This is a genomic window from Limnohabitans sp. TEGF002, from assembly GCF_055395845.1.
On record NZ_AP029224.1, the window covers coordinates 1,752,538 to 1,778,189 of the forward strand.

The window sequence follows — 25,652 nt, forward strand, 5'->3', positions numbered from 1 at the left end:
GAGGCATGTTGACTGAATCCATTTTTCTCACCGCGGCCCTCTATAAATTCGTTGATCTGCCCGACTTCGTTGACCTGCAAGCGCCTTTGCAAGCGTGTTGTGAGGCCAACGATGTGAAAGGCACGCTGCTGCTGGCGCACGAAGGCATCAACGGCACGATTGCCGGTCCCGAAGCTGGCATTCGCGCTGTGCTGGCGCATCTTCGAGCCGATCCGCGTCTGGCCAGTCTGGTGCACAAAGAGTCCTGGAGCCCCAAGCCGCCGTTCACCCGCATGAAGGTCAAGCTCAAAAAAGAAATCGTGACCTTGCGCGTGCCCGAGCTGGACCCGAACAAAACCGTTGGCCAATACGTCAAACCGGCCGACTGGAACACCCTGTTGGCCGACCCTGACGTGGTCATCATCGACACGCGCAACGACTATGAAGTGGCCATTGGCACCTTCAAGGGTGCGATCAATCCGAACCTCAAGAACTTTGTTCAGCTGCCCGCCTGGCTGGACGCGCAGGAAAACCTGCAAGGCGAGGCCGCCAAAAAGACCAAAGTGGCGATGTTCTGCACCGGTGGCATCCGCTGTGAAAAATCCACCGCACTCATGAAAATGCGCGGCTTTGAAGAGGTTTACCACCTTGAAGGCGGCATCCTGAAGTACCTTGAAGAAATCCCGCCCGAACAAAGCATCTGGGAGGGTGACTGCTTTGTGTTCGACGAGCGTGTGAGTGTTGGCCATGGGCTGGGTTTGGGCCACCACGAGCTGTGCCGATCCTGCCGCTGGCCGCTGAGCGAGCAAGACCAGCAGTCCCCGCATTACGTCTTGGGCGTGAGCTGCGCCCATTGCCACGACCAACGCACCCCCGAGCAAAAAGAAAAACTCGCGGAGCGCCAGCGCCAGGTGGAGCTGGCCGAGTCGCGGGGCGAGGTGCATGTAGGCGCCAAAATGCCCAGCCACGACGCGCCCTGAAACCCTGAATGAGCGACTTCATCCCTTTTGTTCAGGAACTTCTGGACGGGTGGGGTCCTGTGACGGCCCGCCGCATGTTTGGGGGCCATGGTCTTTACCACGAGGGGCTGATGTTTGCCATCGTGATGGACCAGCGGCTATACCTCAAGGCCGATGAAGTCAACCGCCCAGAGTTTGAGGCTCTTGGCCTCGCGCCCTTCACCTACCCCATGAAGGGCAAGGAGGTGGCTTTGTCTTACTGGTCTGCGCCCGATGCGATCTTTGACGAGCCCTGCGAGGCGGTGCGCTGGGCAAGGTCTGCTTGGGACGCTGCGTTACGTGGCCATGTGGCAAAGGCTCAGGCAGGAGAGCGGGCCAAAATCCGTTTGAAAATGCGTGCTGCGCTCAAACGCTCAGACGATTGAAAACCGCTCACCGGGGTGAGCGTTTCAAAAAGAGTCGTGTTGAGTCTTATAAGCTCGTCAGCAACAGATCTCGGTATTCGTCGGCCGAGGCGATGCGCGGGTTGGTCTTGTGGCAGTGATCGGCCAGCGCGCCGGTGATGACGGCGTCAAACAGGTCTTCATTCACACCCATGGCACCCAGCCCCGTGGGCAAGCCCAGACGGGCATTCATGTCCTTGATGGCGTCGGGTATGTCCGAGCCGCTTTGCAGGCCCATGGCTTGGGCCATGCGGTTTAAGCGGTTTTCTTTTTGCACGGATTCGACCACGGCGTTGAACTTCACCACGGCGGGCAAAAACATGGCGTTCAAGGTGCCGTGGTGCAAGCGCGGGTTGACGCCGCCCAAGCTGTGGCTGAGTGAATGCACGCAGCCCAAGCCCTTTTGGAAGGCCATCGCCCCCTGCATGCTGGCGCTCATCATGTTCAAACGGGCTTCACGGTCTTGGCCATTGACCGTGGCGCGTTCAATGTTGGCCCAGCCACGGGTCAGACCGTCGAGCGCGATGCCGTCAGCGGGTGGGTTGAAGGGCGCGGCCATGAAAGTTTCCATGCAATGAGCGACAGCGTCCATCCCGGTGGCAGCCGTCAGGATGGGGGGCAAGCCGAGGGTCAGTTCAGGATCGCAAATGGCCGCTTTGGGTACCAGGAACCAGGAATGAAAGCCCACTTTGCGACCATCGTCCAGAATCAAAATGGCGCCTCGCGCCACTTCGCTGCCGGTGCCGCTGGTGGTGGGCACCGCAATGAGCGGGGCCACGCGGTCGGTGATCTTGAGCGAGCCGCCTTCGATGGTGGCGTAGGTTTTGAGCGGTCCCTCGTGGCTGACGGCAATGGCGACGCCTTTGGCGCAGTCGATGGCCGAGCCGCCGCCGACCGCGATCAGGCCATCGCATCCATGCTGCTTGTACAGGGCCGCTGCTGCGCGAACGGCCCCTTCGGTCGGGTTGGAGGGCGTCTGGTCAAACACCGTAACGGGCAGATCGGGCATGGCATCGAGGGCTTTTTGCAGCACCCCGGCGGCCCTGACCCCGGCATCGGTCACGATCAGGGGTTTGCGGATGCCCACGCGCTCACACTCTGACTGCAGGAGCTTGACGGCGCCAAAGTCGATCTGGATCTGGGTCAGGTAGTTGATGAAAGACATGCAATAACTCCAATCAGGTGAGCCCGTTCGCAAGTGACAGGAAGGGCGGGCAGGGCGTTGTACGATCAAGATCCATTTTGATGCAGGTTGGGGTCTTTGTGCAGGCGGTGGCTGTCACCCTTGTTCAAGGGCGCTGCGACTATCGCGGTCCCCGACCTTTGCTGTCATCTCTGTATTGACAACACCACGGTTTTCGTCCCATGAGCAGCCATCACGTCAACCCCCGCGCCTTGCTGAACGCTGCCACACGCAGCCTGATTGAACGGGTGCAACGCGCAGGCCGCCCGCCCATGGCCGCCATGACGCCTGCTCAGGCGCGCGAGTTTTACGACATCGGCGGACCGATGCTGGACCTACAGCCCGCGCCCCAGGTGGACCGGGTGGAAGACATCACCTTGCCAGCTCGCGATGGCCACACCTTGCCCGCCCGCCTGTATGCCCCGCGCAGCGTTACCGCTTTGCCTGTTTTGTTGTACATCCACGGTGGTGGTTTTTCAGTCGGAAGCCTGACGACCCACGACGTGCTGTGCCGCCAACTCTCGCGCCAAGGCCATTGCGCTGTGGTGTCGCTGGACTACCGGCTGGCTCCTGAGCACCGCTTTCCAACAGCGGTGCACGACAGTTGGGACGCCTTGAACTGGCTGCACCAAAACGGCCACACCCTGGGCTTGGACACCCTGCGCTTGGCCGTGGGCGGCGACAGCGCGGGCGGCACTTTGGCCACGGTGTGCGCCTTGATGGCCCGTGATGCCGGATTGCCCTTGCGCCTGCAGTTGCTGTTTTACCCCGGCTGCATCGCTCGGCAAGACACCGCTTCGCACCACACGTTTGCAGAAGGCTTCATGCTTGACAAGGACACGGTGGACTGGTTTTTTGCCAACTACATTGACGAAGCCGACCGAGACGATTGGCGCTTTGCGCCGATGAACGCGCCAGACCATGCAGGTCTGGCCCCCGCCTGGATGGGTTTGGCCGAATGTGACCCGCTGGTGGACGAGGGCGTGCGCTACGCCGACACCCTGCGCATGGCGGGCGTGCCGGTCGAGCTGGAAATTTACAAAGGCGTGGTGCATGGCTTCATCACCATGGGCCGCGCCATTCCCGACGCCCTGCAAGCGCACGCCGATGCGGGCCGGGCATTGAAACACGCTTTTGAAAGTTGAACCCATGAAACGCCAGGACTTCCGTTTTTCTAACCGCATGCGCGTGCGCTGGGTCGAGGTGGACATGCAGAAAATCGTCTTCAACGGCCATTACCTGATGTACTTCGACACCGCCGTGACCGACTACTGGCGCAATCTGGCCATGCCCTACGCCGACACCATGCACCAGCTGGGCGGTGACTTGTTCGTCAAAAAGGCCAGCGTCGAGTACCACGCGAGCGCTGAGATGGACGATTTTCTGGAGGTTTGCATGCGTTGCGAGCGGATCGGGAACTCGTCCATGACGTTTGCAGGCGCTATTTTTCGGGGCGATGAGCTGCTGATCACCAGCGAGCTGGTTTATGTGTACGCCGACCCGGTGGCCAAAAAGAGCCAGCCCATTCCCGCCCCCTTGCGCGACATGCTCGAAGGCTTTGAACGCGGCGAAGACATGGTGCAGGTGCATGTGGGCTCGTGGCATGACTTCCAAAAACTGGCCAGTCCGCTGCGCACCGAGGTGTTTGTACACGAGCAAAAAGTGCCCGCCGAGATGGAGTGGGACCACGAGGACGACACCGCCCTGCACGCGGTGGCGCTCAACCGCATGGGCATGCCCCTGGCCACAGGTCGCTTGCTGCAGCACGCACCCGGTGTGGCCCGCATAGGCCGAATGGCCGTGAAAAAGCAAATGCGCGGCAGCGATCTGGGCCGCCGCGTGCTGCACGCACTGATGGACGCCGCTGAAAACCGGGGCGACACCCAGGTCATTCTGCACGCCCAGTGCAGCGCCGAAGGCTTTTACAAGCGCTCAGGCTTTGCGCCGCATGGGGCTGTTTTTGAAGAAGCGGGGATTGCGCACATCGAGATGGTGCGCGCTCTTTGATTTAAATATCGGCCAGCAATTCGTAAGGCAGCGGCAGCAGTTCCAGCGCTTCACCTTGCGCGCTGCCCGCACGCCAGCCCGTCTGCTGGCTTTCCAGCGTTCCGCTGACCAGCGCATCAGAACCCTGCCCATCGGGCCTTGCCGCGCTCAGCACCACGGTGGCGCAGGGTTGCTCGGAGTCTGTAGGGGTGAACACATCTTGTCCAGCTGACAAGGCCACCGGGCTGAACACCCGCGCCGTGCGGCGCTTGAGCGTTCCGCGAAACTGGCTGCGGGCCACGACTTCCTGGCCGGGGTAGCAGCCTTTTTTGAAGTTCACGCCGCCTACCGATTCGTAATTGAGCATTTGGGGTACAAAAGCCTCAAACAGCGGCTGGGTCACCAGCGTCACGCCGCTCATCACTTCGGCCCAGGCCCAAACGTCGGTGGACAGTTCTGCCCCGGCAGGCAGTGCTTGAGTTGGCGCGCCGAGCCACAGGGCGCGGGGCACTGAGGTGTCGCCCAGCACGGCGGGGTACAGCGCCACGGCGTGGGCACCGTCGGCACTGGCGGTTTGCCAAGGCGAGGCCTCAGCCAAAACGGCGCGGGCGCTGTCGCCCAACAAGCCGCGCAGCTGCCATTGACCCGTGGCGTCGCTCATCTTAACTTTGGCGCGCAGCACAAACATGGACAAACGCTTGAGCGTTTGGGCCAGCAAGTCGAGGCTCATGACCAGCAAAACGGTGTCGGGTGCAGTTTTGATGACCACAAAACTGGCCTGCATCCGGCCCTTGGCCGAACAAAAAGCAGCCAAGCGTGCCTGGCCCACGGGCAAGAGCAGCACGTCGTTGCTCAGCTGGTTGTGCAAAAAGTTGGCCGCATCCTCACCTTGGGCCTGAATCACGCCCAAGTGGGGCAGGGTGGCACTCCCTTGGAGCTGGACAGCGAAGTGGTCAAAGGGGGCAGTGGCTGAGGTGGTCATGACAAAAAGTGTGAGGTGAGCCCCGCAGGCAAGGCCCACAGATTCCAATGGGGGCCGAATGGGGCTACAAAGCAAAGGCTTGAAGCCCTCAATTATGATCAGCCGCCAGAGTCAATCGGCTCTGTGCGGACATTAATCAGGGGGCAGTGGGTGATCAAAGGTTTGTTCAAGGGCTTGGTCAGTTTGGTCGTGCTGGCCTTTGTTCTGGTCGCTGCCGCCTATTTTTGGGTGCAAGACCCCATGCCTTTGCGTGCGCCAGAGCTCACCCCGGTCGATTTGTCGATCGAGCCGGGCACATCGGCCAAAGCCATCGCTCAGGCCGTTGCCGATGCCGGTGTGGACACATCCCCCACCTTGCTTTACGCGTGGTTTCGCCTGTCGGGCCAATCGCGTCAAATGCGCGCCGGCAGCTATGAAATTACCCCCGGCACATCGCCCGAGCGCTTGCTGAGCATGCTGGTGCGTGGTGAAGAAAGCCTGCGCACCGTGACGATTGTGGAAGGCTGGAACTGGCGGCAAGTGCGACAAGCCTTGGCCAAGGCCGAGAACCTCAAGCCCGACAGCCGGGCCTTGCCCGACGAGGTTTTGATGGCGCAGCTGGGACGCCCCGGCGTGGCACCGGAAGGGCGCTTTTACCCGGACACGTATTCTTATGCCAAAGGCTCCAGCGATTTGGCGGTTTTGACGCGGGCCATGAAGTCCATGGACAAGCATGTGCAGCAGGCTTGGGATGCCCGTCAACCGGGGGTCTCGGTCAAATCCCCTGAAGAGGTGTTGATTTTGGCGAGCATTGTCGAAAAGGAAACCGGCAAAGGCGCTGACCGCCCCATGATTTCGGGCGTGTTCAACAACCGGCTGCGCATCGGCATGCGTTTGCAGACCGACCCCACGGTGATTTACGGCTTGGGCGAGTCTTTTGACGGCAACTTGCGCCGCATCCATCTTCAGACCGACAACCCTTGGAACACATACACCCGTGCTGGCTTGCCGCCCACACCGATTGCCATGCCCGGCAAGGCGGCCTTGTTGGCGGCGGTGCAGCCCGCTAAAACTCAGGCACTTTACTTTGTGGCCAAAGGCGACGGCAGCAGCCACTTCAGTGCCTCGCTGGACGAGCACAACCGGGCAGTTAACCGTTACCAGCGCGGCATCAAAACGGGTACAGATTGAGGGCAGGCGAGAGCCTGCGACAATCGGGTTTTCCCCATTTCACACACCATGACACGCGGTTTGTTCATCAGTTTTGAAGGCATCGACGGTGCGGGCAAGTCCACGCACATTGATCGCGTGGCCCAAATGTTCCGTCAAGCGGGCAGGGCGGTTGTGCTCACACGCGAACCAGGCGGCACCCCTTTGTCTGAAAAGCTGCGCGAACTGGTGCTGCACGAGCCCATGGACGCGCTGACCGAAGCGCTGTTGATGTTCGCGGCCCGCCGTGAGCATTTGATCCAGGTGATCGAGCCCGCGCTGACTCGTGGCGATGTGGTGCTGTGTGACCGATTCACCGACGCCACTTTTGCGTACCAAGGTGGTGGACGTGGTTTCGACTGGCAGGTGCTGGCCCAGTTGGAGCGCATGGTACAGGCCTTGCCCAATGGTGGCTTGCGCCAGCCTGAGCTGACGGTGTGGTTTGATTTGGACCCGCAAATTGCCGCGCAACGCCTGGCTTCCGCCCGCGTTCCGGACAAGTTTGAATCGCAGCCTGCCGACTTTTTTGCCGCTGTGCGTGCTGGTTATGCCAAGCGTCAGGGCGAAATGCCCGAGCGTTTTGCACGCATCGACGCTGCCCAAAGCATGGAAGCTGTGGGCGCTGACGTGGGCCGTGTGCTGACCGATTGGCTGAAGAAGGTCACCGCATGAGCGCCGTTTTGAACGCCCCTTGGATTGCCCGCCAAGCTACCGATTTGCTGGCCCAGCGGGGTCACGCTTGGTTGTTGCAAGGTCCGTCGGGTCTGGGTCAATACGACTTGGCACTGGCCATGGTCTCGGCCTGGCTGTGTGAAAAGCCCACGCCGCAAGGCGCTTGCGGCGACTGCCCGAGCTGCCACGCGGTGGCGGTGCACACCCATGCCGATTTGGCCGTTCTCATGCCCGAGACAGTGATGATCGCGCTGGGTTGGCCTTTGTCTGAAAAAGCCCAAGACGAGATCGACAAGAAAACCCGCAAGCCCAGCAAAGAGATCCGTGTGGATGCGATGCGGGACGCGGTGGAGTTTTCTCAGCGCACCGATGCACGCGGTCGTGGTAAGGCGGTGCTGGTGTTTCCTGCCGAGCGCATGAACACCATCACGGCCAACGCCTTGCTCAAAACCCTGGAAGAGCCGCCGGGTGATGTGCGCTTTGTGTTGGCCACCGAGGCGGCGCACATGCTGCTGCCCACCATCCGCAGCCGCTGTCTGGCCCACACCATGAAGTGGCCCGAGGCCGACGAAGCTTTGACATGGCTGAGCGGGCAGGGCGTGCCCGCGCCTGTGGCGCAGGCTTTGCTGCGCAGTGCGGGGGGCCGTCCCACCGATGTGCTGCGCCAAGCCGAATCTGGCTTGTCGCCCGATTGGTGGGCCGCATTGCCCAAGGCCATGCGTGGGGGCGATGCTCGGCACCTGGCCGATTTGAGCCCGGCTCAAGCCATCGATGCTTTGCAAAAGCTTTGTCATGATTTGGTCTTGCGCCAGTCGGGCGCTGCGCCTCGCTTTTTTGATGCGTCGCAATTGCCCGCGAGCAACGCCTCGGTGTCGGTGCTGACCGATTGGTTCAAGCGCCTGATGCAGTCCGCCCGCACGGCGGAGCACCCTTTTAATGCCGGTTTGATGCTCGAAGCCCTGACCGCCGATGCCCAACAAACTCTGTTGTCCAAGGGCTGAGCCATGTACACCGATTCCCATTGCCATTTGAATTTCCCCGAGCTGATGGGCCAGCTGGACAGCATCCAGCAGGCCATGGTGGCCGCACAAGTGACCCGCGCCATGGTCATTTGCACCACACTGGAAAAGTTTGACGAAGTCCATAACCTGGCCATGGCCAACGACAACATGTGGGCTACCGTGGGTGTGCACCCGGACAACGAAGGCGTGCGCGAGCCCAGCTTGCAAGATTTGCTGGATGGCGCAGCGCGCCCCAAAGTGGTGGCCATTGGCGAGACGGGCCTGGACTATTACCAAATGAACGAGCGCAAAGGTGGGCGCACCATCGCGGACATGGAATGGCAGCGTGAGCGTTTTCGCACCCACATCCGTGCAGCACGGCAGACCGGCTTGCCGCTGGTGATCCACACACGCCAAGCTTCTGACGACACGATCGCCATCTTGAAAGAAGAGGGCGAAACGGGCGGAGCAGGGTGCGCGGGCGGGGTATTTCACTGCTTCACCGAAAGCCAGGCGGTGGCCAGAGCGGCTCTGGATTTGGGTTTTTACATCTCCCTTTCGGGCATTTTGACCTTCAAGACGGCTGCCGATTTGCGGGAAGTGGCCAAATTCGTGCCCGATGACCGATTGCTGATCGAGACCGACAGCCCGTATTTGGCCCCTGTGCCTTACCGTGGCAAGCTCAATAACCCATCCTATGTGCCCTTGGTGGCCAAGTTGTTGGGCGAGTTGCGGGGCTGCAGTTCCGAGGTGATCGGCGATTTAACGACTCACAACTTTCTGAAACTGTTCGCCAAAACGGCTGTTTGATATTTCATGCAATACATTCGATATATCAAAAATTCCATTGTTTTTATTGGACTTTTATCGACAAACCTCATTTCGTCAGCGGGTTCCTACGAGGACTTTTTCAAAGCGGTTCAGTTTGACGATGTGAAGACCGTGCAGGCTCTGTTGCAGCGTGGTTTTGATCCCAACACCGTCAACCCTGCAGGCATGCCGGGTCTGATGCTCGCGGTGCGCGAGCCATCGCTCAAGGTCGCTCAGTTGTTGGTCAGTTGGCCTAAGGTCAAAACTGAGGTGCGCAACGACAAGGATGAAAGCGTTTTGATGCTGGCCGCTCTCAAGGGCTATTTGCCCTTGGTCAAGCAGTTGGTCGATAAAGATGCCGATGTGAACAAACCCGGCTGGACGCCTCTGCATTACGCAGCATCCACAGGTCAGGTGGCTGTGATTGAGTTTTTGCTTGAAAACAGCGCTTACATTGACGCTGAATCGCCCAATGGCACCACACCCTTGATGATGGCAGCCATGTATGGCAGCCCCGAAGCGGTCAAGGTGTTGATCCAAGCGGGTGCTGATCTCAACATCAAAAACCAGTTGGGTTTGTCGGCGCTCGATTTTGCAGTTCGTGGCAACAGACAAAACGCCAAGGAGCTGATTGAAACTGGCCTCCAGCGCCTAGCAGCGCGTTCAACCAATTCTCCCGCCTCAAATGCAGCCGTGAAGGACGCGACGCCTCCTGGTTCAGAGAAATCATCCGCGCCAGCGCCTGCGCCTGCGCCAATGTCGACGATGCCTCCCGTGGCGCCTTCAATCACCGTACCTCAGCCTGCCTCCAAGCCATTTAAAACAGGTTGGTGAACGGTCGCGTTCACACAAGTAAATTTGATGCTAGTAACAGCTGGATCTTCCCTCTGGAGGGTGTCGCTTTCCAAGTAAAGTTGATGCTACGAATTCCAAGTAAAGTTGACGTTAAGTGATTCTTCCTTTTTAATGAGTCTTGAATAGACCTTTAACTAGGAGGTTCTATGGCTTTATCGGGACGAATTGGATATCGCTCAACGCCGAATTCTGAGCTATCGAGCCAGAGCATTGACCTTAGCAGCTGGCCTATGGTGGATGAGAACAGCTTGTCAGCTGCTCGCAAAACTAAATTTTTAGCCCGAAAAAAAGCCATTGAGCTGTATCTCAAGGGCGCTACCGATGCAGTTTTGCAGAAGAAAACGGGTGAAAAACGATCCAATATCTACCGAATCATCACAAACCGATGCCTTCAAAGGCACTCAGATGGGGATATTTTTGGTTGGCGAGGAGCACTTCCACATTTTCGTGTGACCGCTTACGAGCGTCAAACTGCACCTGTTGTTCACGAAAATGGGGCTGGAGCAACCGGCGCGTTGAAGTGGCTACTTGAACGTCCACAGTTCAAAGATTTGAAAGATCGTTTTCACAAACGAATCCTCAATAACGCCGATTCTCTTGCACACCCTAAGATCAATGTTCAAACGATCTTTCGATGGTTCATTGACGAGCTAAGAAAAGCTGGCTTGGAAGATCAGAAAGCCTGGCCATTCAATTCAGAGTCGCTCGGGTATGAGTCACTTCGTCTGTACATCAAGAAGGTTTTGGCAGAGCATCCTTTTTTAGCCATGTCAAAAATGGGGGGGCCTGACGCAATTGCAAAAGCCAAAGCCTCCGATGGAACCCGACGACCTGATTTCAAGCTGTTTGATCGGGTCGAGTGTGATGCCCACAAATTGGACTGCCGAATGGTGGTCATGGTGCCGTCTCCTCACGGCGGTTATGAACCCAGAAAAATCCGCCGCATCTGGATCATCGTGATCATTGACGTCAGATCCCGTGCAGTTCTGGGGTATCACATCAGCTTGCGACGCGAATGCAGTGCGCTCGACGTTCTGATCACCATCAAAAATGCTTTATCCAAGTGGGCCCCAAGAACCTTGACGTTTTGTGAGGATGGGTACGCAGAAGGCGCGGCCTTGCCATCCGCACACTCTGAAGTCTATTTGTCAGCTTGCTGGAATGAATTCAGCGTTGATGGCGCATTGGCCAACGTTTGCCCCAGAGTCGAGGAGCCATTGCTGCATATTGTTGGCGCCAAGGTCATCAAGCCCCAAGACCCTACGTCTTACAGTTCAAGGCGCAGCAAAGATGATCGGCCATTTATCGAGTCGTTTTTCAGGGTTTTGGCCTCTGGCACCATGCACCGACTCTCTCCGAGCACAGGCAGCAGTCACGAAGATAAGAAAGGACGAGATCCAGAAAAAATTGCTGCGGAGGTCCAGTTCCAACTTGACTATGCTGAGGAGTTGCTGGATGTCACCATCGCGAACTACAACGCCACGCCACATACAGGTCTGGGCTATCGCAGTCCTCTAGCTCAAATGGACTTCTTGTCTTCCAAAACAAAAAATTGCATTCGTCACGCTGACCCAGAGCTCGTTAAAAGAATGGCGGGAACCAGAAAGGTCTGCACATTGCTTGGCGGTGAATACACGGGCAAAAGACCGTATTTCAACTTTGAGAACGCCAAATACACCTCCGAGTGGCTGGTTCAACGTCCGGATCTTCTCGGTAAAAAACTATGGCTTCAACTGGATGACGAAACAGACGCACGCTGGGCCACAGTCTCCGATTCAAATGGTCTGATCTACGGAACCGTCCATGTTCAACCGCCGTGGCACCGATCACCCCACACCCTTTACATGCGGCAAGCCATTCGGGCACTTGCGACAAAGCGATTGTTATTTCTGACCGGCAATAGGGATCCCGTCCAGGCGTTAATTGAATACGCTGAGATACATGCCAATAAAAAGCTACCTGTTCATCCGGCCTATCTGCAGGCGCGACGAATCATGATGACAAGCACTCAAGCGCTGGATGAAATGAAAGAGCCGAACTTTTCGGTGCCAGACGTCATGGGTGAAATCAACCGTCAGGCCATGCCCGAAGAGCTGACCAAGGTCTCCGGAGTATCCAAGAAAACGAAGGGCACCTCACCGCCACCTGAGCCGAAACCCAAATCTGCAAGCCAGAGCGCTCCACTTCCCAAGATGCGCATGGCAAAGACCTGGTGATGGAAAACTCAGACTTTCAGCTCGTTCCAGAGCACATCCCCAAAGACCATCCCCTGGTCACGAGAGATTACTCGTTGTTGGCTAAATGAGCCCATCCCCTCGAAAAGGTAAAACGAGCGGATTTCCCCTCTGAAGAAGGGTATTCAAGGCCAAAAACTTACACCCGCTGTAGGCCAATACCGGTCGGCCACGGCTGATTGATGAATTCACACAATCGAGACTAAGCGGCATTCCAACAACCCGGGTTCACGGCCGGATAGCGGACATTGGACTGCATACAGTACGGTAGACCGGGAGCAGCCATTTTTTGTAATCATGGTAACGCCAAGTCCATGCCGAAACACTTGGCAAAGGTAAAGATGGCGAAGAACATGCCCGCGCCGAACACGAGAGCCTTGAAGGTAGCAAAGACTATAGGGATCAAATCCAGTATTTTGAGTATTTCCAGACTGCTCATTGACCCCATCCATTGCGAGGAGCACCAACTTATTGATTCGGCCCTCAAATAGATTCATGCAGCATACTTGACATGGGGGTCTTGGAAATAGGCTTTTACGCGCTGCGGTTCGGCTACAACGATGCGCATGTGATCCTCGACGGCGGCGCGTAGTTTTGGCTTGGTACGTATGGGCACCTTGCGACCGATGACGTGCTTCAGATCGGCGTTCAATCGTTCCTCGGGGTTCAGTTCCGGGCTGTAGCTGGGCAAATAAAACACCTCAATCTTGTCGCTGCGCTCAGCCAGCCAGGCCTTCACGGGTTTGCTGTGATGCACGCGCAGGTTGTCCAGAATCAGGAATACTTTCTTGCCCGCATCCTTAATAAGCGCCTCTAAAAACTCGATCAGCTTGTCCGAATTGAACGCCTCATCAATGATCATCCAGCGCGCCTTGCCCTGGTTGGTGACGCTGGCAATCATGGAGAGCTTGTGCCGGGTGCCGCCAATGGCCATTGTCACCGGCGTCTTGCCTCGGGGCGCGTAACTTCTGCCGCGCACGTCGGTGTTTACCAGTGCGGTTTCGTCGCCCCAATGAATCTCGCCGCCCTGGGCCTTGGCGCGCTCGGCGATGGCCGGATAGGTCTCGTCAAGCCAAGTCTTTACCGCCGCCGGTGATTGCTCATAGGCGCGCTTAATCGGCTTTTGCGGCGTGAAGCCCCAGCGGGCTAGGTACTTGCCCACCGAGCGCACATGCAACGTGATGCCGCACTCGCGCTCGATCAGCTGCATCACCGCCGAGCGGCTCCACAGCGCAAAATCCATCTTCAGCTGTTCGGGGCGTTGGTCACAGATGATCCGACGGATGGCCTGTGCCTGCTGGTCTGTCAGAGCACGATTCTCGCCGCTGCGTCGCCCGCGTGTGCGCGGCGCCAGCGCGGCAAGACCTCCGGCCTCATAGCGCGAAATCACTCGACCCACCGCCGTGTGGCTCAAGCCAACGTCAGCGGCGATCTGCGCCTTGGTTCGTCCACGCTTGTAAGCACGAATCACCTGCCGACGCCTCTCATGTTGCTCGGCAGAACTTAGTTTTCTCGCATCGTCTTTATCCATGCGCAATGATCGCATGAAACAGGCGAGAAATCAACCTATTTGTGGGCCGTATCTATAGATCGCTGTTTCAGCAGCCTCATTTTCTGTTCAGCAATGGGGAGTGCCGACAACGACTTGGATGAATCACAGGCTGTTTGAAAAATGACGAAATAATATCTTTCAACTTCAGACAATTGAGTCTTGTTCTATCGATACGCTCTAGTAAGTCTTGGCAGAGACCCTACCTTGCCACCAAATGAACAGTCCCGATCCGATGACCACCAGACATCCGAGGATCATGGGACCGTCAAGTCGCTCGCCAAACATCACGATGCCCAACGTGATGCCAAACACCAGACGCGTGTACCTGAATGGCGTGACGGATGAAATCGAACCCGTTCGCATGGCCTTCATCAGCGCCGTGTATGCAAAGACGCCGGCACCCACAGCGGCCAACAAGCCCATGAGATTGGCGACAGTTGGCCACACAAACATCTTGCCATCCCACAAGGAAAACAGGGTTCCCGCGACAACGACGGTCAAAAATCCGTAAAAACCCAAGAGCCAAGTGGTCAGCGATGCCGGTGCAGCACGGCTCGCCAAGTCTCGGCCAGCGAACCCCAGGGTGCCAACCACGGCCAGCATCGACAACGCGGAGAAGTCGCCGGTGGCAGGCCTCAGGATGATCACTACCCCGATCAGGCCTACAACAATGGAGCACCACCGACGCCAGCCGACGGTTTCACCAAAAAACGCTGTAGCGCCAAGAACCACGATGATGGGTGTCGCCTGGAGGATGGCGGTGGCGGAGGACATCGGCGTGAGCGCAATCGCAAGTACATAGAACAATCGGCCGATAAGTTCGCAGAACGCGCGGATTAGCATTACCTTGGAATACGCTTGCGCACCAAGCAAGTTGGAACCGCTGCGCCGAGTCAAGTAGGCAAACAGCATGGCCCCTCCAGCGCCAAAAAAAATCAGGACCTGTCCGACAGGCAACTGCTTCGTAGCGGCTTTGATAAACGCATCTTCGACGGCAAACGCTGCCATAGATGCAACCATCCAGAAGATACCTGTTAGATTCGCGCGTTGGAGGGACTGTTGTGTATTCATATAAGCAATTTTCTACGCATCAATAGGCGAAGGCCCGCTTTAACAGCTGTTGAAAAGCGGCCTAAATTAATTGCGGCATATGAAGCTTCGATTAAGAAAACTCAAATTCAAATGAACTGCGTGCGAGATAGAAGGTCCTCGTAAATGACACCAAGTGCCCTCTGAACTTCAAGTGCCTTAGTGGCGAGATTCGCCTCGCCCAACAGCTCATCGCCTCGGAAAAAAACGTTTCGCATCTCGATGCGAGCAACCTTCGCGCCAGAGGAAAACGGCCCCATGTCATGAGGCAAACGCTCAAATCCTTGAGTCTCACTATCGACAACGCACCATGCAATCGAGTTTCCATCTGTTTTAATAGGGCAAATGAGGATAAAGCCATCCGCTTGGGCGTTGGTCACAACATAGTTTCCACCGCTTAGAAACAGATGTCTACTATCGTTGCTCACATGGAGGCTGTTGTGCTCAAAGTTGTAGGGGACCGTTGCCGACTTATGAAACGTCAGCAAGTCCGGCATCAAAAATTCCCGCAGTCCCACGTTCTCAGCATGCACCAAAAACTCTATCGCCATTCTCTGCGCCCAGAACAACAAGGCAGCGGAAGGTGATGCCTCGCACAGGCGACTGATCAGACGTGACAGCTCCTCTGGGTCACCTCCCAGTCCACCCATGTGCACGGGCACGGCACAACGCAGTGCATCCGGATTGATGAGTTGACCTGCATTCATGGTCGCTTCTGCCAATCGGTTAGGCATGATCGGATCAATTCCAAGCGAGGTGCTACTGGTAGGTGTAGAAAACATTGTGTGTTCAGACATGGAAGGACTCACTTGGGAACGATAAAGCGGCTGGATTCAGTGGTTTCACTAGCACCTTCTGGTGCCCCTTCCGGCATGATGTGAAATGCGATGGAAATGTTCTGCCCCGCCAACACCTCCGCTTGTTTGGCGGGCAAATGAACCGCCAGCGGCACCAGGCGCTCGGATGCAGACTCCAACATCACAGCGCTGGGACTACCGTCACTCAATCGCAAGCCTTCAGGGCCGCTGACCCGGATGGTGTAGCGCTGTGGATGTTCCAGCGCATGCATCACTTGTAGGCGGTAAACGTTTTCCACATCACCCCTGCCGACGGTACGTGCCAGAGCGCCCCGGTCCCTTATCACATCGATCTTCAGTGGATTTCGCAGACTGAGCCCAACTACAAACCACACAGCCACTGCTGCCAGCAACGCTCCGTAAATCAGCACCCTTGGTCTCAACAGCCGCTCCAGTTGCTGTTTCTGTGTCAGTCTCTGCTCTAAGGCTGTCTGGGTGGAGTAGCGCACCAGGCCGCGTGGTGCGCCCATCTTGTCCATCACGTCGTCACATGCGTCGATACATGCAGCACAGCCAATGCAGTTGCTTTGCAGACCGTCGCGTATGTCAATACCTGTGGGGCACACCTGCACGCACATCGTGCAGTCGATACAGTCGCCCAAACCCAGTGATGCAGCACTGGCAGTCCGGGGGCGCGAGCCGCGGGGGTCACCGCGCTGTTTGTCGTAGCCAATGATTAGTGTGTCTTTGTCAAACATGGCGCTCTGAAAGCGCGCATAGGGACACATGTGCTTGCAGACCTGTTCACGCAGGTAGCCTGCGTTGCCATATAAAGCCAGTGCGTAAAACAGAACCCAAAAGATTTCCCAGGCGCTCCAACCGCTCTGCATCGCACTTTGTGCCAAACTGGTCAGAGGCGTGAAATAGGCTACAAATGTGAATCCCGTCCAAAGGCTGATGGCAATCCATGCCCCTTGTTTGGCCGCCTTGCGTCCCATTTTTTGAATGGACCAGGGGGCCGCATCAAGGCGCATGCGGGCGGAGCGATCACCTTCCGTTTTTTGCTCTACCCACATGAAGAGCTTGGTATATACCGTTTGCGGGCATGCAAAACCACACCAGATACGCCCAGCCAGCGTTGTTACAAAAAACAAGCCAACGGCTGAAATGATGAGCAACAGCGTGAGGTAGATCAGGTCTTGCGGGTACAGCACCAGATCAAACAGATAAAAGCGGCGTGCAGTCAAATCAAACAACACCGCCGGACGCTGGTTCCAGCGCAGCCACGGTAGAGCGTAATACACGGTTTGTGTGAGCCACAGCATCAGCCAACGGAGTCGTTCGAAGCGTCCATGGGTTGCGCGCGTGTAAATTTTGATTTCGGCATAGCCGTTAGAGGCAGCGTGGGATGACGACATGTAAGTAGCCCAAAAAGGTACTTTGGACTATGCCGCGCCCTGATCTGCTATGTAAGATGCAGATATCGTAAAAAATACCATATCAGTTTATCCGTGAAGCTCTACGAAGCCTACGCAGATGAGATGGCGAACATGATTCGTCAAGGTGTACTACCGTCAGGCGCGCGCCTTCCCTCCGTGCGGCAGGCCAAGTAACAGCGCAAGGTGAGTGCGTCCACCGTGTTTGAGGCCTACAGCCTCCTGGAGGCGCGCGGCCAAATTCACTGCCGCCCGCGGTCAGGGTACTACGTAAACCTGCGCAAAGGGCCACAAACCCCAGAGCCACACACCGCTGTGCCGGCTGCGGAGTCGCAACCCGTTGCCATCAGTGACCTGGTGTTCGAGGTGCTGGGTAGTACCCGGGATATCGGCATAGGCTGGGGTGACCGCAACTGGCGTGCGCCGTGCAAAGGCGGCGCTTTCCTGTGGGTGCAAGTCCCACCTGGCCACGGCTCCAGCCAGTAGCAACCGGAGCGGCTATGGAGGTAACGAAATGGCTGAAGCCTTCGGGTAATAGTTGTCACGATTTACGGTGACAGCGCGAGTGTGCAGGCCGCAACGTGAGTGAATGCTGAGCAATCCTCGAAAAGGTCAATGCGCGGGTCGACCCATTAGCCAATGTGGGGAAGACTGACACAACCATGGGATTGAGCCAATATGAACATGGTTGCCGTGCCGGGGTAGTGGCAGCAGCATGTACACAAGGAAAGCGCGCGCAACACGGGAAACCCCATGGTGTGGTCGGGGACGACCAACCGGACGCCGGTGACGGACAGGCCGGGCATCTTGGGGTGGCGGATAGGCCCGTAGTACCTGTGAGACCGGGTAACGCCGGTGGAGGGAAGGGGCCTTAGTTCAGGGCGAACGCAACAAGTGCAAAGGGGCGGGAGATTGGGCAACCTATCAACTCCGATAAACGCTCGGAGTGCGCGGACGGCGTTACACGCGAAAGCGAAGTCGAAAGTCAGGACTGTGGCAGGTGAGGCAGTCTGGCGAACTGGTGCAACCACGACGCTGGTGGGCAAAGCCCGCAGTACCGCGGATGCTCTGGTGGTTGCGCACCCGGCAACCGTTCAGAAATCGCAAGGGGGGAGCTATCCACTTCCGCACCTGTACGAGCACTTTTTGGGCTCGTACGTCTGAGCGTTAGGGGCGTGAGCAGGCGTGGGCGAAGGCGTGATGTCTTGTCCGAAAGCCGGATGCGGGAAATCTGCACGTCCGGTTTGATGAGGGGGATGTGGAAACGGGGAGTACTGACTTGGGGCAACAGAAGGCACCGAATCGTAGCTACGAGGCGGCAAACAGAAACAGCTTCATGACGGCTCTACCGCGCCACATCTCTACTCTACCCCGAGTAGTCGCTTTGCATGCATATTGCGACATCTGCTACTGCAGCAGAGCCCGCCCCCACTACTTGTCCGCAGACGTAAGCAATGCGCCCAAAGTCTGCAGAGCGCGCGATAGTTCGGTGCTGTCGTGAAAGCCGTAATTCAGTCGCAAGTGGTGGTGAAAGCGTTGGTCTGCAGAGAACAAATGCCCCGGCGCGATGCTGATGCCCGCAGCCAGCGCCCGGCGATGCACCTGGAGCGCGTCCATACGACGGGGCAACTCGACCCACAAAAAGTAACCGCCTTGTGGGCGTGTGACCTTGGTCTCGCGGGGGAAGTGCCGCGCGATACTGCGCAGTGCCGTGGCCCCGTTGTCTTCCAGTCGCAAGCGCATCTGCCGCAAATGCCGGTCAAACCCACCGGTCTCCAGATAGGCGGCAATGGCCAGCTGCGGCGGAATCGCCGTGGACAGGCTGGACATGAGCTTGATGCGATGGAGTTGTTCCGCGAAGCGCCCGGCTGCCACCCAGCCGACACGGTAGCCCGGCGCCAGGCTTTTTGAGAACGAACTGCAGTGCAGCACCAGCCCTTGCGTATCGAACGCCTTAGCGGGCGGGGGACGGTGGTGGCCGTAGTACAACTCACCATACACATCGTCTTCAATCAAGGGAACTTGGTGCTGCGCCAACAGGTGCACCAGCGCCTGCTTTTGTTCCAGCGGCATCAGGCAGCCCATCGGGTTTTGGAAGTTGGGCATGAACCAGCAGGCCTTGACGTCATGCAGGCGCAACACCTCGGCCAACGAATCCAGATCCACCCCCGTGCGCGGGTGGGTGGCGACCTCCACTGCCCGCAGCTTAAGGCGCTCCAGCACTTGCAAGGCTGCATAAAACGCGGGGGACTCCACCACCACCACATCCCCCGGCTGGGTGACGGCTTGTAGCGACAGGTTGAGGGCTTCCATGGCGCCGTTGGTGATCACCAGCTCGGCGGGCTCGACGTGGTGACCCGAGGTGCCATAGCGCAAGGCAATCTGCCGGCGCAGCTTTTCGTCCCCCACCGTCAAATGCTCGGTCAGCTGCGCGGGTGCCAGGCTTTTCATCTGGGGGGTCAAGCCCTTGGCAAGCTTGTCCAGCGGAAACAGATACGGTGACGGAAAGGCAGATCCCAGTGGCACCAAGTTGAGGTTGCGGGTGTTGCCCAGTACCTCGAACACCAGATCGCTGATCGCGACAGGCCGGGATTCGGTGGCCGGCGCTGCGGTGTGCGGCTCCAGGGCCCGCGGGCCTTTGCGCTCGGTGACGTAGTAGCCTGAGCGAGGGCGGCAGTGAATTTGGCCGCGCGCCTCCAGGAGGCTGTAGGCCTCAAAGACTGTTGATGCGCTGATTTTTCGCTGCAGCTTGGCTTGCCGCACCGAGGGCAACCGTTCGCCGGGCCGCAAAACACCACTGCGGATCAGGTCCGCAATTTCCCCGGCATAGGTTTCAAAGAGTTTCATGCATCAACTGATATGGTTTTTTCTATCTATGCTGATTTTACAAAGCAGATGAATGACGTACGCCTGTTCCGCCTGGAGGACGAGCAGGCGTTTTCCGAATTCAATGGCAACTGATACGCACTTTTTTCACTAATCTGAGGCTGCACACAAAACCCGAATTCAGGCAAAGTACCAACCGAGGTGATTACATGGAACTGCTTGCTTACATCCGCACGGTGCTGTGGAGCTTTTTTGGAATCGGTAGTCGCACCAGCAACCGCGAAGACCTGTCCAAGGTCAAGCCACTGGGCTTATTGGTAGTGGCTGCGGTCATTCTGGCCATCTTCGGCTTCTCACTCTTCGGCCTGGCGAACCTAGCCGTGAGCACACTTCAGTGATGCGCGCCATCCACCCTATTGCCGCAGTCTTGCTCCTTTGGGCAGGTCTGCATTCCGTGTGGGCGCAAGACAGCGCGCCAGCCCCGTCGGAGACCAACGTTCAGAACACGATGGCTCAGCGCATGCAGGCCTGTGTGGTGTGCCACGGCAAAGAAGGCCGCGCCACGAACCAAGGCTACTTTCCGCGCATCGCGGGCAAGCCTGCAGGCTACCTGTACAACCAGTTGCAGAGTTTCAAGACCGGGCGCCGCAAGTACGAGGCGATGAATCACCTAGTGCAACACATGTCTGACGACTACCTGCGCGATATCGCGAAGTACTTCGCCGAGCTGGATCTTCCGTACCCGCCGGCCAAAGTCACCAAATTGACGCTAAGCGAACAGCAAACCGCAGAGAACCTGGTTCTACACGGCGCGCCCGAGCGCAAGCTCCCCGCGTGCATTGCTTGCCACGGCCAACAGATGGCAGGCAAGCAACCCGCCATGCCCGGCCTGCTCACGCTGCCAGCGGATTACCTGTCGGCGCGGCTGGGCGCATGGCGAACCGGACAAACCCAGGCCAAGGAACCCGATTGCATGGTGGACATCGCAATGCAATTGACCCTCGATGAAGTGTCGGTTTTGGCCAAGTGGCTCTCGGCGCAGACCCTGCCCAGTGGCACGAAAACAGCCCCGCAGTCTGCCCAAGCGCTACCTATGCGATGTGGGAGTGCGGAGCAGTGATGGATATACGGATGAAACATAACTGGGAGCAGCGCCAATGGCTGCGGTGGCTAGTGGGCACGGCGGGCCTGTTTGTCGTATTGGCGCTGCTGGCGGGCTGGTTGAACGTACGTGGCGAGATGCCACTGGACTCCAATGCGCCAGACACCGCAGCGCCCGACGGCTTGACGGTTGAGCGGGGCGCCTACCTCGCGCGCGCAGGCAACTGCATGGGTTGTCACAGCACGGAGGGGGCGCAGGAGTACGCCGGTGGGCTTCGTATGGAGACACCGTTTGGCACGGTGGTCACGCCCAACATCACACCAGACCCGACGACGGGCATTGGTAGTTGGTCGACGGCGGAGTTCTGGCGTGCCATGCACCACGGACGCAGCCAAGATGGCCGATTGCTCTACCCCGCCTTCCCGTACCCTAGCTATACCTTGGTCACCCGCGAAGACTCTGACGCGCTGTACGCGTACTTGCGCACGGTGAAGCCGGTGGTGCAGGCGAACAAGGCCCATGCACTTGCGTTTCCGTACAACACCCAAGCCGCACTGGCCGTTTGGCGGGCCCTGTTCTTCCGCCCTGGCACTCTGACGCCGGAGCCACAAAAGACTGCCGAATGGAACCGCGGACGCTACCTCGTCGACGGCTTGGCGCACTGTGCTGCCTGCCATTCCAGCCGCAACGCCCTGGGTGCCACCGGGCTGAACGGCGAGTTCGCTGGCGGGCTGATGCCGGATGAAACCTGGTACGCCCCGTCGCTGGCGAGCCCGGACGAAGCAGGCTTTCAAAAATGGTCACGGGCGGAGGCGGTGAATCTGCTCAAGAATGGTGTGGCACGCCACGCGACGGTCTCAGGCCCGATGGCTGAGGTCGTCTACAACAGCACACAGCACCTGACCGAGTCAGACCTGAAAGCCATGGTGGAGTACCTGGCGAGCCTACCGGTGCGAGACGGCGGCAAGTCAGAAGCGCCACGCGCCTCTTCCAATGTTTTGGGCCGTGGCGCCAAAATTTACGAGCAGCAATGCGTTGCTTGCCACGGCAACAAGGGGCAAGGTGTTGCGTCCATCTACCCGGCCTTGGCCGGCAACCGCGCCGTGCTTCTGATTTCGCCCAACAATCTGGTGCAGATCATCCGCAAGGGCGGCTTCTCCCCCAGCACCGCCGGCAATCCGCAGCCGTTTGGCATGCCACCCTTTACACAGATCTTGAACAATGACGACATCGCTGCAGTCAGCACCTTTGTGCGTCAGTCGTGGGGAAATGCGGCGCCGCCCGTCTCGGCATTGGACGTGCACCTGGTGAAATGACTCGAATCGGCGGCCCTCTCTGGCTGGCACACGGCAAGGCCTTGGGGGGCAGTGGCCAGCGCACCAGGAATAATAACTACACGGCCAATGAAGTAGGATTTTGGATACTTGAATCTGAAAAGTGTGCCTGCACCACTTTCACGTAAGCAGACCGATTAGAAAATGGCTTGAACGCCCGCTCGCGCTCGGTTACCGCCAAAGATCGATAACGCTGAATTTACAGGTCCCTTTAGCAGTCATTGGGGAAGGTCCCCTGTTGGCCCGGACTGGGTACTCCGCCATTTGCGATGACCGACCGCTTCCGCCGCAGAGCTGCCCCACAAGACCTCAGGGATTCCAGTTACTGCAACTTTCTTCACACCTCAAACCCACAAAGACGAAACCCCGCCGAAGCGGGGTTTCATGGGCTGCTTTCACTCAAGCATGATGGGCAAACCCATACGCTTGGCCACCGAAGTAGCTGCTCTCATAAATTCCTGCCGTTCCTCCGGTGCCCAACGGAACAAGAAGGTCATTTCAAGCGAAGCCGCCATGGCCGCGCATTGAGCCTGCATCGCAGCATCACCTGTGGTGTTGCCGGAAAAAGCCCGTGCACGCCTTGCACAAGCAATTGTTTCTCGCGGAGACAAAGGGGCCTTGAGAACCCCGTCAGCGTGAGACTTTCTTGCCATGTCAGCTACTTCTGCAAGGTAGGCTGCGACGTTTTCAGAGATGCCTGGGGCTTTCGCCTCAATCATCTTTTGCTCATCGGCGATAGACATATAGGCCACACGGATCCCCAACGAAAAGCGAGACAAGAGTGCAATGTTCGTGGTTTGAGTGCCCCGATATGCGCCTTTTCCAACGCCATCCATCGCATTACCAGTCGCAGCGATCCTGAAGTCCTGGTGAGACCAAATAGTCTCACCGGTTTCAGGGATCGTGTAAGACGTCGCTTGCAACACAGTGTTGAGGCCCCCAGCAACCTCAGGCTTCAGGAAATTCATCTCATCGAGCAAGAAAATACCCCCATTTCGCATGGCGGCGATCAGCGGACCATCTGCCCAACCGGTAGATCCGTCAGGCTGCAAAGTCACCCGGCCAATGAGTTCCTGAAATTCCAAGCCACCGTGGCAACCAACAGTAAAAGTCGGCCAATTCAACCTGGCGGCCACCTGCTCAATGAGGGTGGTCTTGCCAGTACCGGTTTCGCCTTGAAGAAGGATATTCTTCTCTGCGCCGGCCGCCCAAAACTGCATGATCCGCAGGTGCTCCTTGCGAAACACATATGCGTCATCGCGGTCAGGAACGAACAGCGCCGGTCCATTCTTGATTGGAAATCGTGAAGCCTCACGCACCTCGTCGGGAAAGCGCTGAAAGCCAAATAGTTCGTCTGCATAGCCAAAAGCTTCAGTGATAAGAGTCATGTTGTTCTCCAAGTTGCGAGTCAGCGAAATTGCTGAAACTGCTTTGGAGATGTCCATGGCAAAGAAAAAGCCCGGCACGAAGCCGGGCAGGGGTTTTTGAAATTCATGACTTGTGTGCCATAACTGTGTCAAAGATCGGCTTCAAGGTCGGTGAGGCCCTTATTTGCCCGTCTGTGAAGCCTGCCAACTTCCAGGTCTGCATCTGCAAAGCAAGTAGCTTTTCCAGCGCATCCAAGAGTGTCATCGGGTAGCTCTCAACCTGATCATCAGGTACTGCTGACTCAAAGAGTTGCTGCATCCCTTGCTCTTTCAACCGAATGTCCCGACTTTTTATCGGCTCCATCCACGTCACCTCATAGCGAACCATGTTGACCAAGACGGTTTCATTTTTTGTACGCGGCCTCGAAGCCTGAAACCATGCCCATCGGGCCAACCGTTTGCTGCACATACTGTCGGAGTAAGCGACCAAATCAGACCGGTGAAAAAGACCCGCTTTCAGGGAAAGCTCGTCTGTGGTCGGCTCTTTGCGTACGAATATTTGTGGATAAATCATCTTCCTCTCCTGCTGTGCCAAAGCGAAATTGCTCTGACTGCCATGGAGATGTCGCCTTAAAAAGAAAACAGCCTCCGAAGAAGCTGTTTTGGGGTTGCACATTACCAAATAGGCTGGGGTTGACCCTCCATCTGTGGGCTTGAAACAGGTGCACTTGTTTCAGACCACTGAAGAGAAACAATCTCGCCGTAAATGGCATCAGCATCAGCCGCTTCCTTGACGGAAATAGTCGATGTCGGTTTGCCTTTGTAGCCGTCTTTTAAGGAGTCCACTTCACCTTCAGACAGGCCAAGCCGGGCAATCAGATCGTTCGCCACTTTCTCCCATGCCACGCGACCATCACCTGAGGAAACAGTCACCATGACCCCGCCGCCTTGTGTAGGTTTTCCAGCTGCGAGTTCCTTGACGCGCTCCTTAGCTAAATTGAGCTCTTCCTCCAACGCCTTGCAGCGTCGGTTCAGCACCAAAAAAGCTTTAGCAGCCATTTCAAACTCGCTGCCGGACAGTGGGGTGCGCGTCATCACAGCGAGCCGGAACTTCATCGCAGCGTCCAGCAACTCGGCTTGTCGCTGAGGGTCAATCCCCACCGTTATCGGGGCTGCTACCCCGATTTGTGGGGCAAAGGAGAAATAATCAATCTCCTTGAGCTGGTTATCGGTAGCCAAAAGCTGCCACTGGATTTGGTCGAAGTAATAGGGAGGTACCTCCCCCAACATGGCCATATCGTGAACACGTGCAGAAATAGGGCATTTGATCTCTACCCCTCGCGTGCGAAGCATATCGACACCGTCGAGTGACGCTGCAATCCAAGAAGTCTGCGAAGACTCCACACAGATGGCCTCGTAATCCTCGCCTACCAGCGTCGCGTAGGCTTGGCGTGCCTTGGGCTCCAAGTTGCTGCCCCGTTGCATCGCAAACGTGGCCAACTGCCGCTTTCGATAACCCAACATCTCTCCCCACAGCTCATGGGATGTCGAAAAGGGTGAGTGGCCACCACAGACACTGGCGGCTGTCGCTGTGATGCGTGGTCCATTGAGCGCGGCATGGTGGTTACCCTTCAGGTCATCGAATGCAAGACCTTGACGCCAGGCCAACCATGCAGGGGTGCCCTGCTCCAGAACAATCTCTTTCATCTCGATCTCCTCTCGTGAAACCGTCCAGCGGGATTGCTGTGACTGAAGGGGAGATGTATCGGTTGAGAAAATGATCCGCTCTTGAGAGGCACCAAGGTTAGACGCAGGCAATCAGGGGACCTCTTGCCCACCTTTTTCCGCCATCACTGT

The 25,652-nt window shown here is 57.5% G+C and carries 24 protein-coding genes; 13 read left to right on the forward strand and 11 right to left on the reverse strand.

Annotated features, from left to right (window positions below; all coding sequences use genetic code 11):
• The first annotated feature begins 5 nt into the window (after positions 1-5).
• The gene (trhO, locus tag ACZ5SR_RS08675; protein WP_464448360.1) at positions 6-959 is read left to right on the forward strand and encodes an oxygen-dependent tRNA uridine(34) hydroxylase TrhO; all 954 of its coding nucleotides are present in this window, start codon (positions 6-8) and stop codon (positions 957-959) included.
• An 8-nt stretch (positions 960-967) separates the two neighbouring features.
• A complete protein-coding gene (locus tag ACZ5SR_RS08680; RefSeq protein WP_464448361.1) occupies positions 968-1,363 on the forward strand; it encodes a TfoX/Sxy family protein in 396 nt (131 codons plus the stop codon).
• A 46-nt stretch (positions 1,364-1,409) separates the two neighbouring features.
• Here the strand turns inward: ACZ5SR_RS08680 and ACZ5SR_RS08685 are convergent, their stop codons facing one another.
• A complete protein-coding gene (locus ACZ5SR_RS08685; protein ID WP_464448362.1) occupies positions 1,410-2,546 on the reverse strand; it encodes an iron-containing alcohol dehydrogenase in 1,137 nt (378 codons plus the stop codon).
• A gap of 200 nt (positions 2,547-2,746) precedes the next feature.
• Here ACZ5SR_RS08685 and ACZ5SR_RS08690 point away from each other — a divergent pair, with 200 nt between their 5' ends.
• On the forward strand, positions 2,747-3,709 hold the full coding sequence (locus ACZ5SR_RS08690; RefSeq protein WP_464448363.1) for an alpha/beta hydrolase: 963 nt from the start codon (positions 2,747-2,749) through the stop codon (positions 3,707-3,709).
• A 4-nt stretch (positions 3,710-3,713) separates the two neighbouring features.
• The gene (locus ACZ5SR_RS08695) at positions 3,714-4,571 is read left to right on the forward strand and encodes a YbgC/FadM family acyl-CoA thioesterase (protein WP_464448364.1); all 858 of its coding nucleotides are present in this window, start codon (positions 3,714-3,716) and stop codon (positions 4,569-4,571) included.
• Position 4,572: 1 nt separating this feature from the next.
• Here ACZ5SR_RS08695 and ygfZ read toward each other — a convergent pair whose 3' ends face one another.
• Positions 4,573-5,532 (reverse strand): CAF17-like 4Fe-4S cluster assembly/insertion protein YgfZ, encoded by a 960-nt coding sequence (gene ygfZ, locus ACZ5SR_RS08700; protein ID WP_464448365.1) that lies wholly within the window; start codon positions 5,530-5,532, stop codon positions 4,573-4,575.
• Positions 5,533-5,685: 153 nt separating this feature from the next.
• Here ygfZ and mltG point away from each other — a divergent pair, with 153 nt between their 5' ends.
• The 6 genes from mltG (at position 5,686) to ACZ5SR_RS08730 (ending at position 12,274) form a co-directional block, all read left to right on the forward strand.
• Positions 5,686-6,702 carry an endolytic transglycosylase MltG gene (gene mltG / locus ACZ5SR_RS08705; RefSeq protein WP_464451154.1) on the forward strand — a complete coding sequence of 339 codons (1,017 nt, stop codon included), beginning with the start codon at positions 5,686-5,688 and terminating at the stop codon, positions 6,700-6,702.
• A 48-nt stretch (positions 6,703-6,750) separates the two neighbouring features.
• Complete coding sequence (gene tmk, locus ACZ5SR_RS08710) at positions 6,751-7,392, forward strand: dTMP kinase (protein ID WP_464448367.1); 642 nt, start codon at positions 6,751-6,753, stop codon at positions 7,390-7,392.
• Positions 7,389-8,393 (forward strand): DNA polymerase III subunit delta', encoded by a 1,005-nt coding sequence (locus ACZ5SR_RS08715; protein ID WP_464448368.1) that lies wholly within the window; start codon positions 7,389-7,391, stop codon positions 8,391-8,393. The genes tmk and ACZ5SR_RS08715 overlap by 4 nt, the downstream gene beginning before the upstream one ends.
• Before the next feature lie 3 nt (positions 8,394-8,396).
• A complete protein-coding gene (locus tag ACZ5SR_RS08720) occupies positions 8,397-9,203 on the forward strand; it encodes a TatD family hydrolase (RefSeq protein WP_464448369.1) in 807 nt (268 codons plus the stop codon).
• Positions 9,204-9,335: 132 nt separating this feature from the next.
• Positions 9,336-10,037 (forward strand): ankyrin repeat domain-containing protein, encoded by a 702-nt coding sequence (locus ACZ5SR_RS08725; RefSeq protein ID WP_464448370.1) that lies wholly within the window; start codon positions 9,336-9,338, stop codon positions 10,035-10,037.
• Positions 10,038-10,288: 251 nt separating this feature from the next.
• Entirely contained in the window at positions 10,289-12,274 is a 1,986-nt protein-coding gene (locus tag ACZ5SR_RS08730) for an integrase core domain-containing protein (protein ID WP_053176198.1), read from the forward strand.
• 313 nt (positions 12,275-12,587) lie between these two features.
• On the opposite strand, the gene ACZ5SR_RS08735 is transcribed toward ACZ5SR_RS08730, so the two are convergent.
• The 6 genes from ACZ5SR_RS08735 to ACZ5SR_RS08760 all read right to left on the reverse strand — a co-directional run bounded on the left by ACZ5SR_RS08735 (position 12,588) and on the right by ACZ5SR_RS08760 (position 20,013).
• Entirely contained in the window at positions 12,588-12,731 is a 144-nt protein-coding gene (locus ACZ5SR_RS08735; protein WP_464448371.1) for a hypothetical protein, read from the reverse strand.
• Between the two features lie 54 nt (positions 12,732-12,785).
• Entirely contained in the window at positions 12,786-13,823 is a 1,038-nt protein-coding gene (locus ACZ5SR_RS08740; RefSeq protein WP_464451001.1) for an IS630 family transposase, read from the reverse strand.
• Between the two features lie 198 nt (positions 13,824-14,021).
• Positions 14,022-14,915, reverse strand: a complete 894-nt coding sequence (locus ACZ5SR_RS08745) for a DMT family transporter (RefSeq protein WP_464448372.1) — start codon at positions 14,913-14,915, stop codon at positions 14,022-14,024.
• Positions 14,916-15,022: 107 nt separating this feature from the next.
• A complete protein-coding gene (locus ACZ5SR_RS08750) occupies positions 15,023-15,730 on the reverse strand; it encodes a hypothetical protein (protein WP_464448373.1) in 708 nt (235 codons plus the stop codon).
• 8 nt (positions 15,731-15,738) lie between these two features.
• Positions 15,739-17,148: a cytochrome c oxidase accessory protein CcoG gene (gene ccoG, locus ACZ5SR_RS08755; protein ID WP_464448374.1), complete on the reverse strand. Its 1,410-nt coding sequence runs from the start codon at positions 17,146-17,148 to the stop codon at positions 15,739-15,741.
• Between the two features lie 1,449 nt (positions 17,149-18,597).
• The gene (locus ACZ5SR_RS08760) at positions 18,598-20,013 is read right to left on the reverse strand and encodes an aminotransferase-like domain-containing protein (protein WP_464448375.1); all 1,416 of its coding nucleotides are present in this window, start codon (positions 20,011-20,013) and stop codon (positions 18,598-18,600) included.
• Positions 20,014-20,201: 188 nt separating this feature from the next.
• Between ACZ5SR_RS08760 and ACZ5SR_RS08765 the strand changes: the two genes are divergently transcribed.
• Genes ACZ5SR_RS08765 through ACZ5SR_RS08775 form a run of 3 tightly spaced genes read left to right on the forward strand, consistent with a single transcriptional unit; the run spans position 20,202 to position 22,410 of the window.
• Positions 20,202-20,390: a DUF2970 domain-containing protein gene (locus ACZ5SR_RS08765; RefSeq protein ID WP_464448376.1), complete on the forward strand. Its 189-nt coding sequence runs from the start codon at positions 20,202-20,204 to the stop codon at positions 20,388-20,390.
• Entirely contained in the window at positions 20,390-21,112 is a 723-nt protein-coding gene (locus tag ACZ5SR_RS08770; protein ID WP_464448377.1) for a c-type cytochrome, read from the forward strand. The genes ACZ5SR_RS08765 and ACZ5SR_RS08770 overlap by 1 nt, the downstream gene beginning before the upstream one ends.
• Positions 21,113-21,123: 11 nt before the next feature.
• Positions 21,124-22,410: a c-type cytochrome gene (locus ACZ5SR_RS08775; protein WP_464448378.1), complete on the forward strand. Its 1,287-nt coding sequence runs from the start codon at positions 21,124-21,126 to the stop codon at positions 22,408-22,410.
• A gap of 413 nt (positions 22,411-22,823) precedes the next feature.
• Here ACZ5SR_RS08775 and ACZ5SR_RS08780 read toward each other — a convergent pair whose 3' ends face one another.
• From ACZ5SR_RS08780 to ACZ5SR_RS08790, 3 genes are all read right to left on the reverse strand, one after another.
• Complete coding sequence (locus ACZ5SR_RS08780; protein ID WP_464448379.1) at positions 22,824-23,948, reverse strand: AAA family ATPase; 1,125 nt, start codon at positions 23,946-23,948, stop codon at positions 22,824-22,826.
• Positions 23,920-24,369 carry a hypothetical protein gene (locus tag ACZ5SR_RS08785; protein WP_464448380.1) on the reverse strand — a complete coding sequence of 150 codons (450 nt, stop codon included), beginning with the start codon at positions 24,367-24,369 and terminating at the stop codon, positions 23,920-23,922. The genes ACZ5SR_RS08780 and ACZ5SR_RS08785 overlap by 29 nt, the downstream gene beginning before the upstream one ends.
• Positions 24,370-24,470: 101 nt before the next feature.
• A complete protein-coding gene (locus tag ACZ5SR_RS08790; protein ID WP_464448381.1) occupies positions 24,471-25,502 on the reverse strand; it encodes a lambda-exonuclease family protein in 1,032 nt (343 codons plus the stop codon).
• Between the last annotated feature and the right edge of the window lie 150 nt (positions 25,503-25,652).

Coding starts and splice junctions, on each gene's coding strand:
- ACZ5SR_RS08680 (WP_464448361.1), top strand. CDS start 968: ATGAGCGACTTCATCCCTTTTGTTCAGGAACTTCTGGACGGGTGGGGT.
- ACZ5SR_RS08770 (WP_464448377.1), top strand. CDS start 20,390: ATGCGCGCCATCCACCCTATTGCCGCAGTCTTGCTCCTTTGGGCAGGT.
- ygfZ (WP_464448365.1), bottom strand. CDS start 5,532: ATGACCACCTCAGCCACTGCCCCCTTTGACCACTTCGCTGTCCAGCTC.
- ccoG (WP_464448374.1), bottom strand. CDS start 17,148: ATGTCGTCATCCCACGCTGCCTCTAACGGCTATGCCGAAATCAAAATT.
- ACZ5SR_RS08765 (WP_464448376.1), top strand. CDS start 20,202: ATGGAACTGCTTGCTTACATCCGCACGGTGCTGTGGAGCTTTTTTGGA.
- ACZ5SR_RS08750 (WP_464448373.1), bottom strand. CDS start 15,730: ATGTCTGAACACACAATGTTTTCTACACCTACCAGTAGCACCTCGCTT.
- ACZ5SR_RS08690 (WP_464448363.1), top strand. CDS start 2,747: ATGAGCAGCCATCACGTCAACCCCCGCGCCTTGCTGAACGCTGCCACA.
- ACZ5SR_RS08685 (WP_464448362.1), bottom strand. CDS start 2,546: ATGTCTTTCATCAACTACCTGACCCAGATCCAGATCGACTTTGGCGCC.
- ACZ5SR_RS08740 (WP_464451001.1), bottom strand. CDS start 13,823: ATGGATAAAGACGATGCGAGAAAACTAAGTTCTGCCGAGCAACATGAG.
- ACZ5SR_RS08715 (WP_464448368.1), top strand. CDS start 7,389: ATGAGCGCCGTTTTGAACGCCCCTTGGATTGCCCGCCAAGCTACCGAT.
- trhO (WP_464448360.1), top strand. CDS start 6: ATGTTGACTGAATCCATTTTTCTCACCGCGGCCCTCTATAAATTCGTT.
- ACZ5SR_RS08775 (WP_464448378.1), top strand. CDS start 21,124: ATGAAACATAACTGGGAGCAGCGCCAATGGCTGCGGTGGCTAGTGGGC.
- tmk (WP_464448367.1), top strand. CDS start 6,751: ATGACACGCGGTTTGTTCATCAGTTTTGAAGGCATCGACGGTGCGGGC.
- ACZ5SR_RS08720 (WP_464448369.1), top strand. CDS start 8,397: ATGTACACCGATTCCCATTGCCATTTGAATTTCCCCGAGCTGATGGGC.
- ACZ5SR_RS08730 (WP_053176198.1), top strand. CDS start 10,289: ATGGTGGATGAGAACAGCTTGTCAGCTGCTCGCAAAACTAAATTTTTA.
- ACZ5SR_RS08735 (WP_464448371.1), bottom strand. CDS start 12,731: ATGAGCAGTCTGGAAATACTCAAAATACTGGATTTGATCCCTATAGTC.
- ACZ5SR_RS08745 (WP_464448372.1), bottom strand. CDS start 14,915: ATGAATACACAACAGTCCCTCCAACGCGCGAATCTAACAGGTATCTTC.
- ACZ5SR_RS08790 (WP_464448381.1), bottom strand. CDS start 25,502: ATGAAAGAGATTGTTCTGGAGCAGGGCACCCCTGCATGGTTGGCCTGG.
- ACZ5SR_RS08695 (WP_464448364.1), top strand. CDS start 3,714: ATGAAACGCCAGGACTTCCGTTTTTCTAACCGCATGCGCGTGCGCTGG.
- ACZ5SR_RS08760 (WP_464448375.1), bottom strand. CDS start 20,013: ATGAAACTCTTTGAAACCTATGCCGGGGAAATTGCGGACCTGATCCGC.
- ACZ5SR_RS08785 (WP_464448380.1), bottom strand. CDS start 24,369: ATGATTTATCCACAAATATTCGTACGCAAAGAGCCGACCACAGACGAG.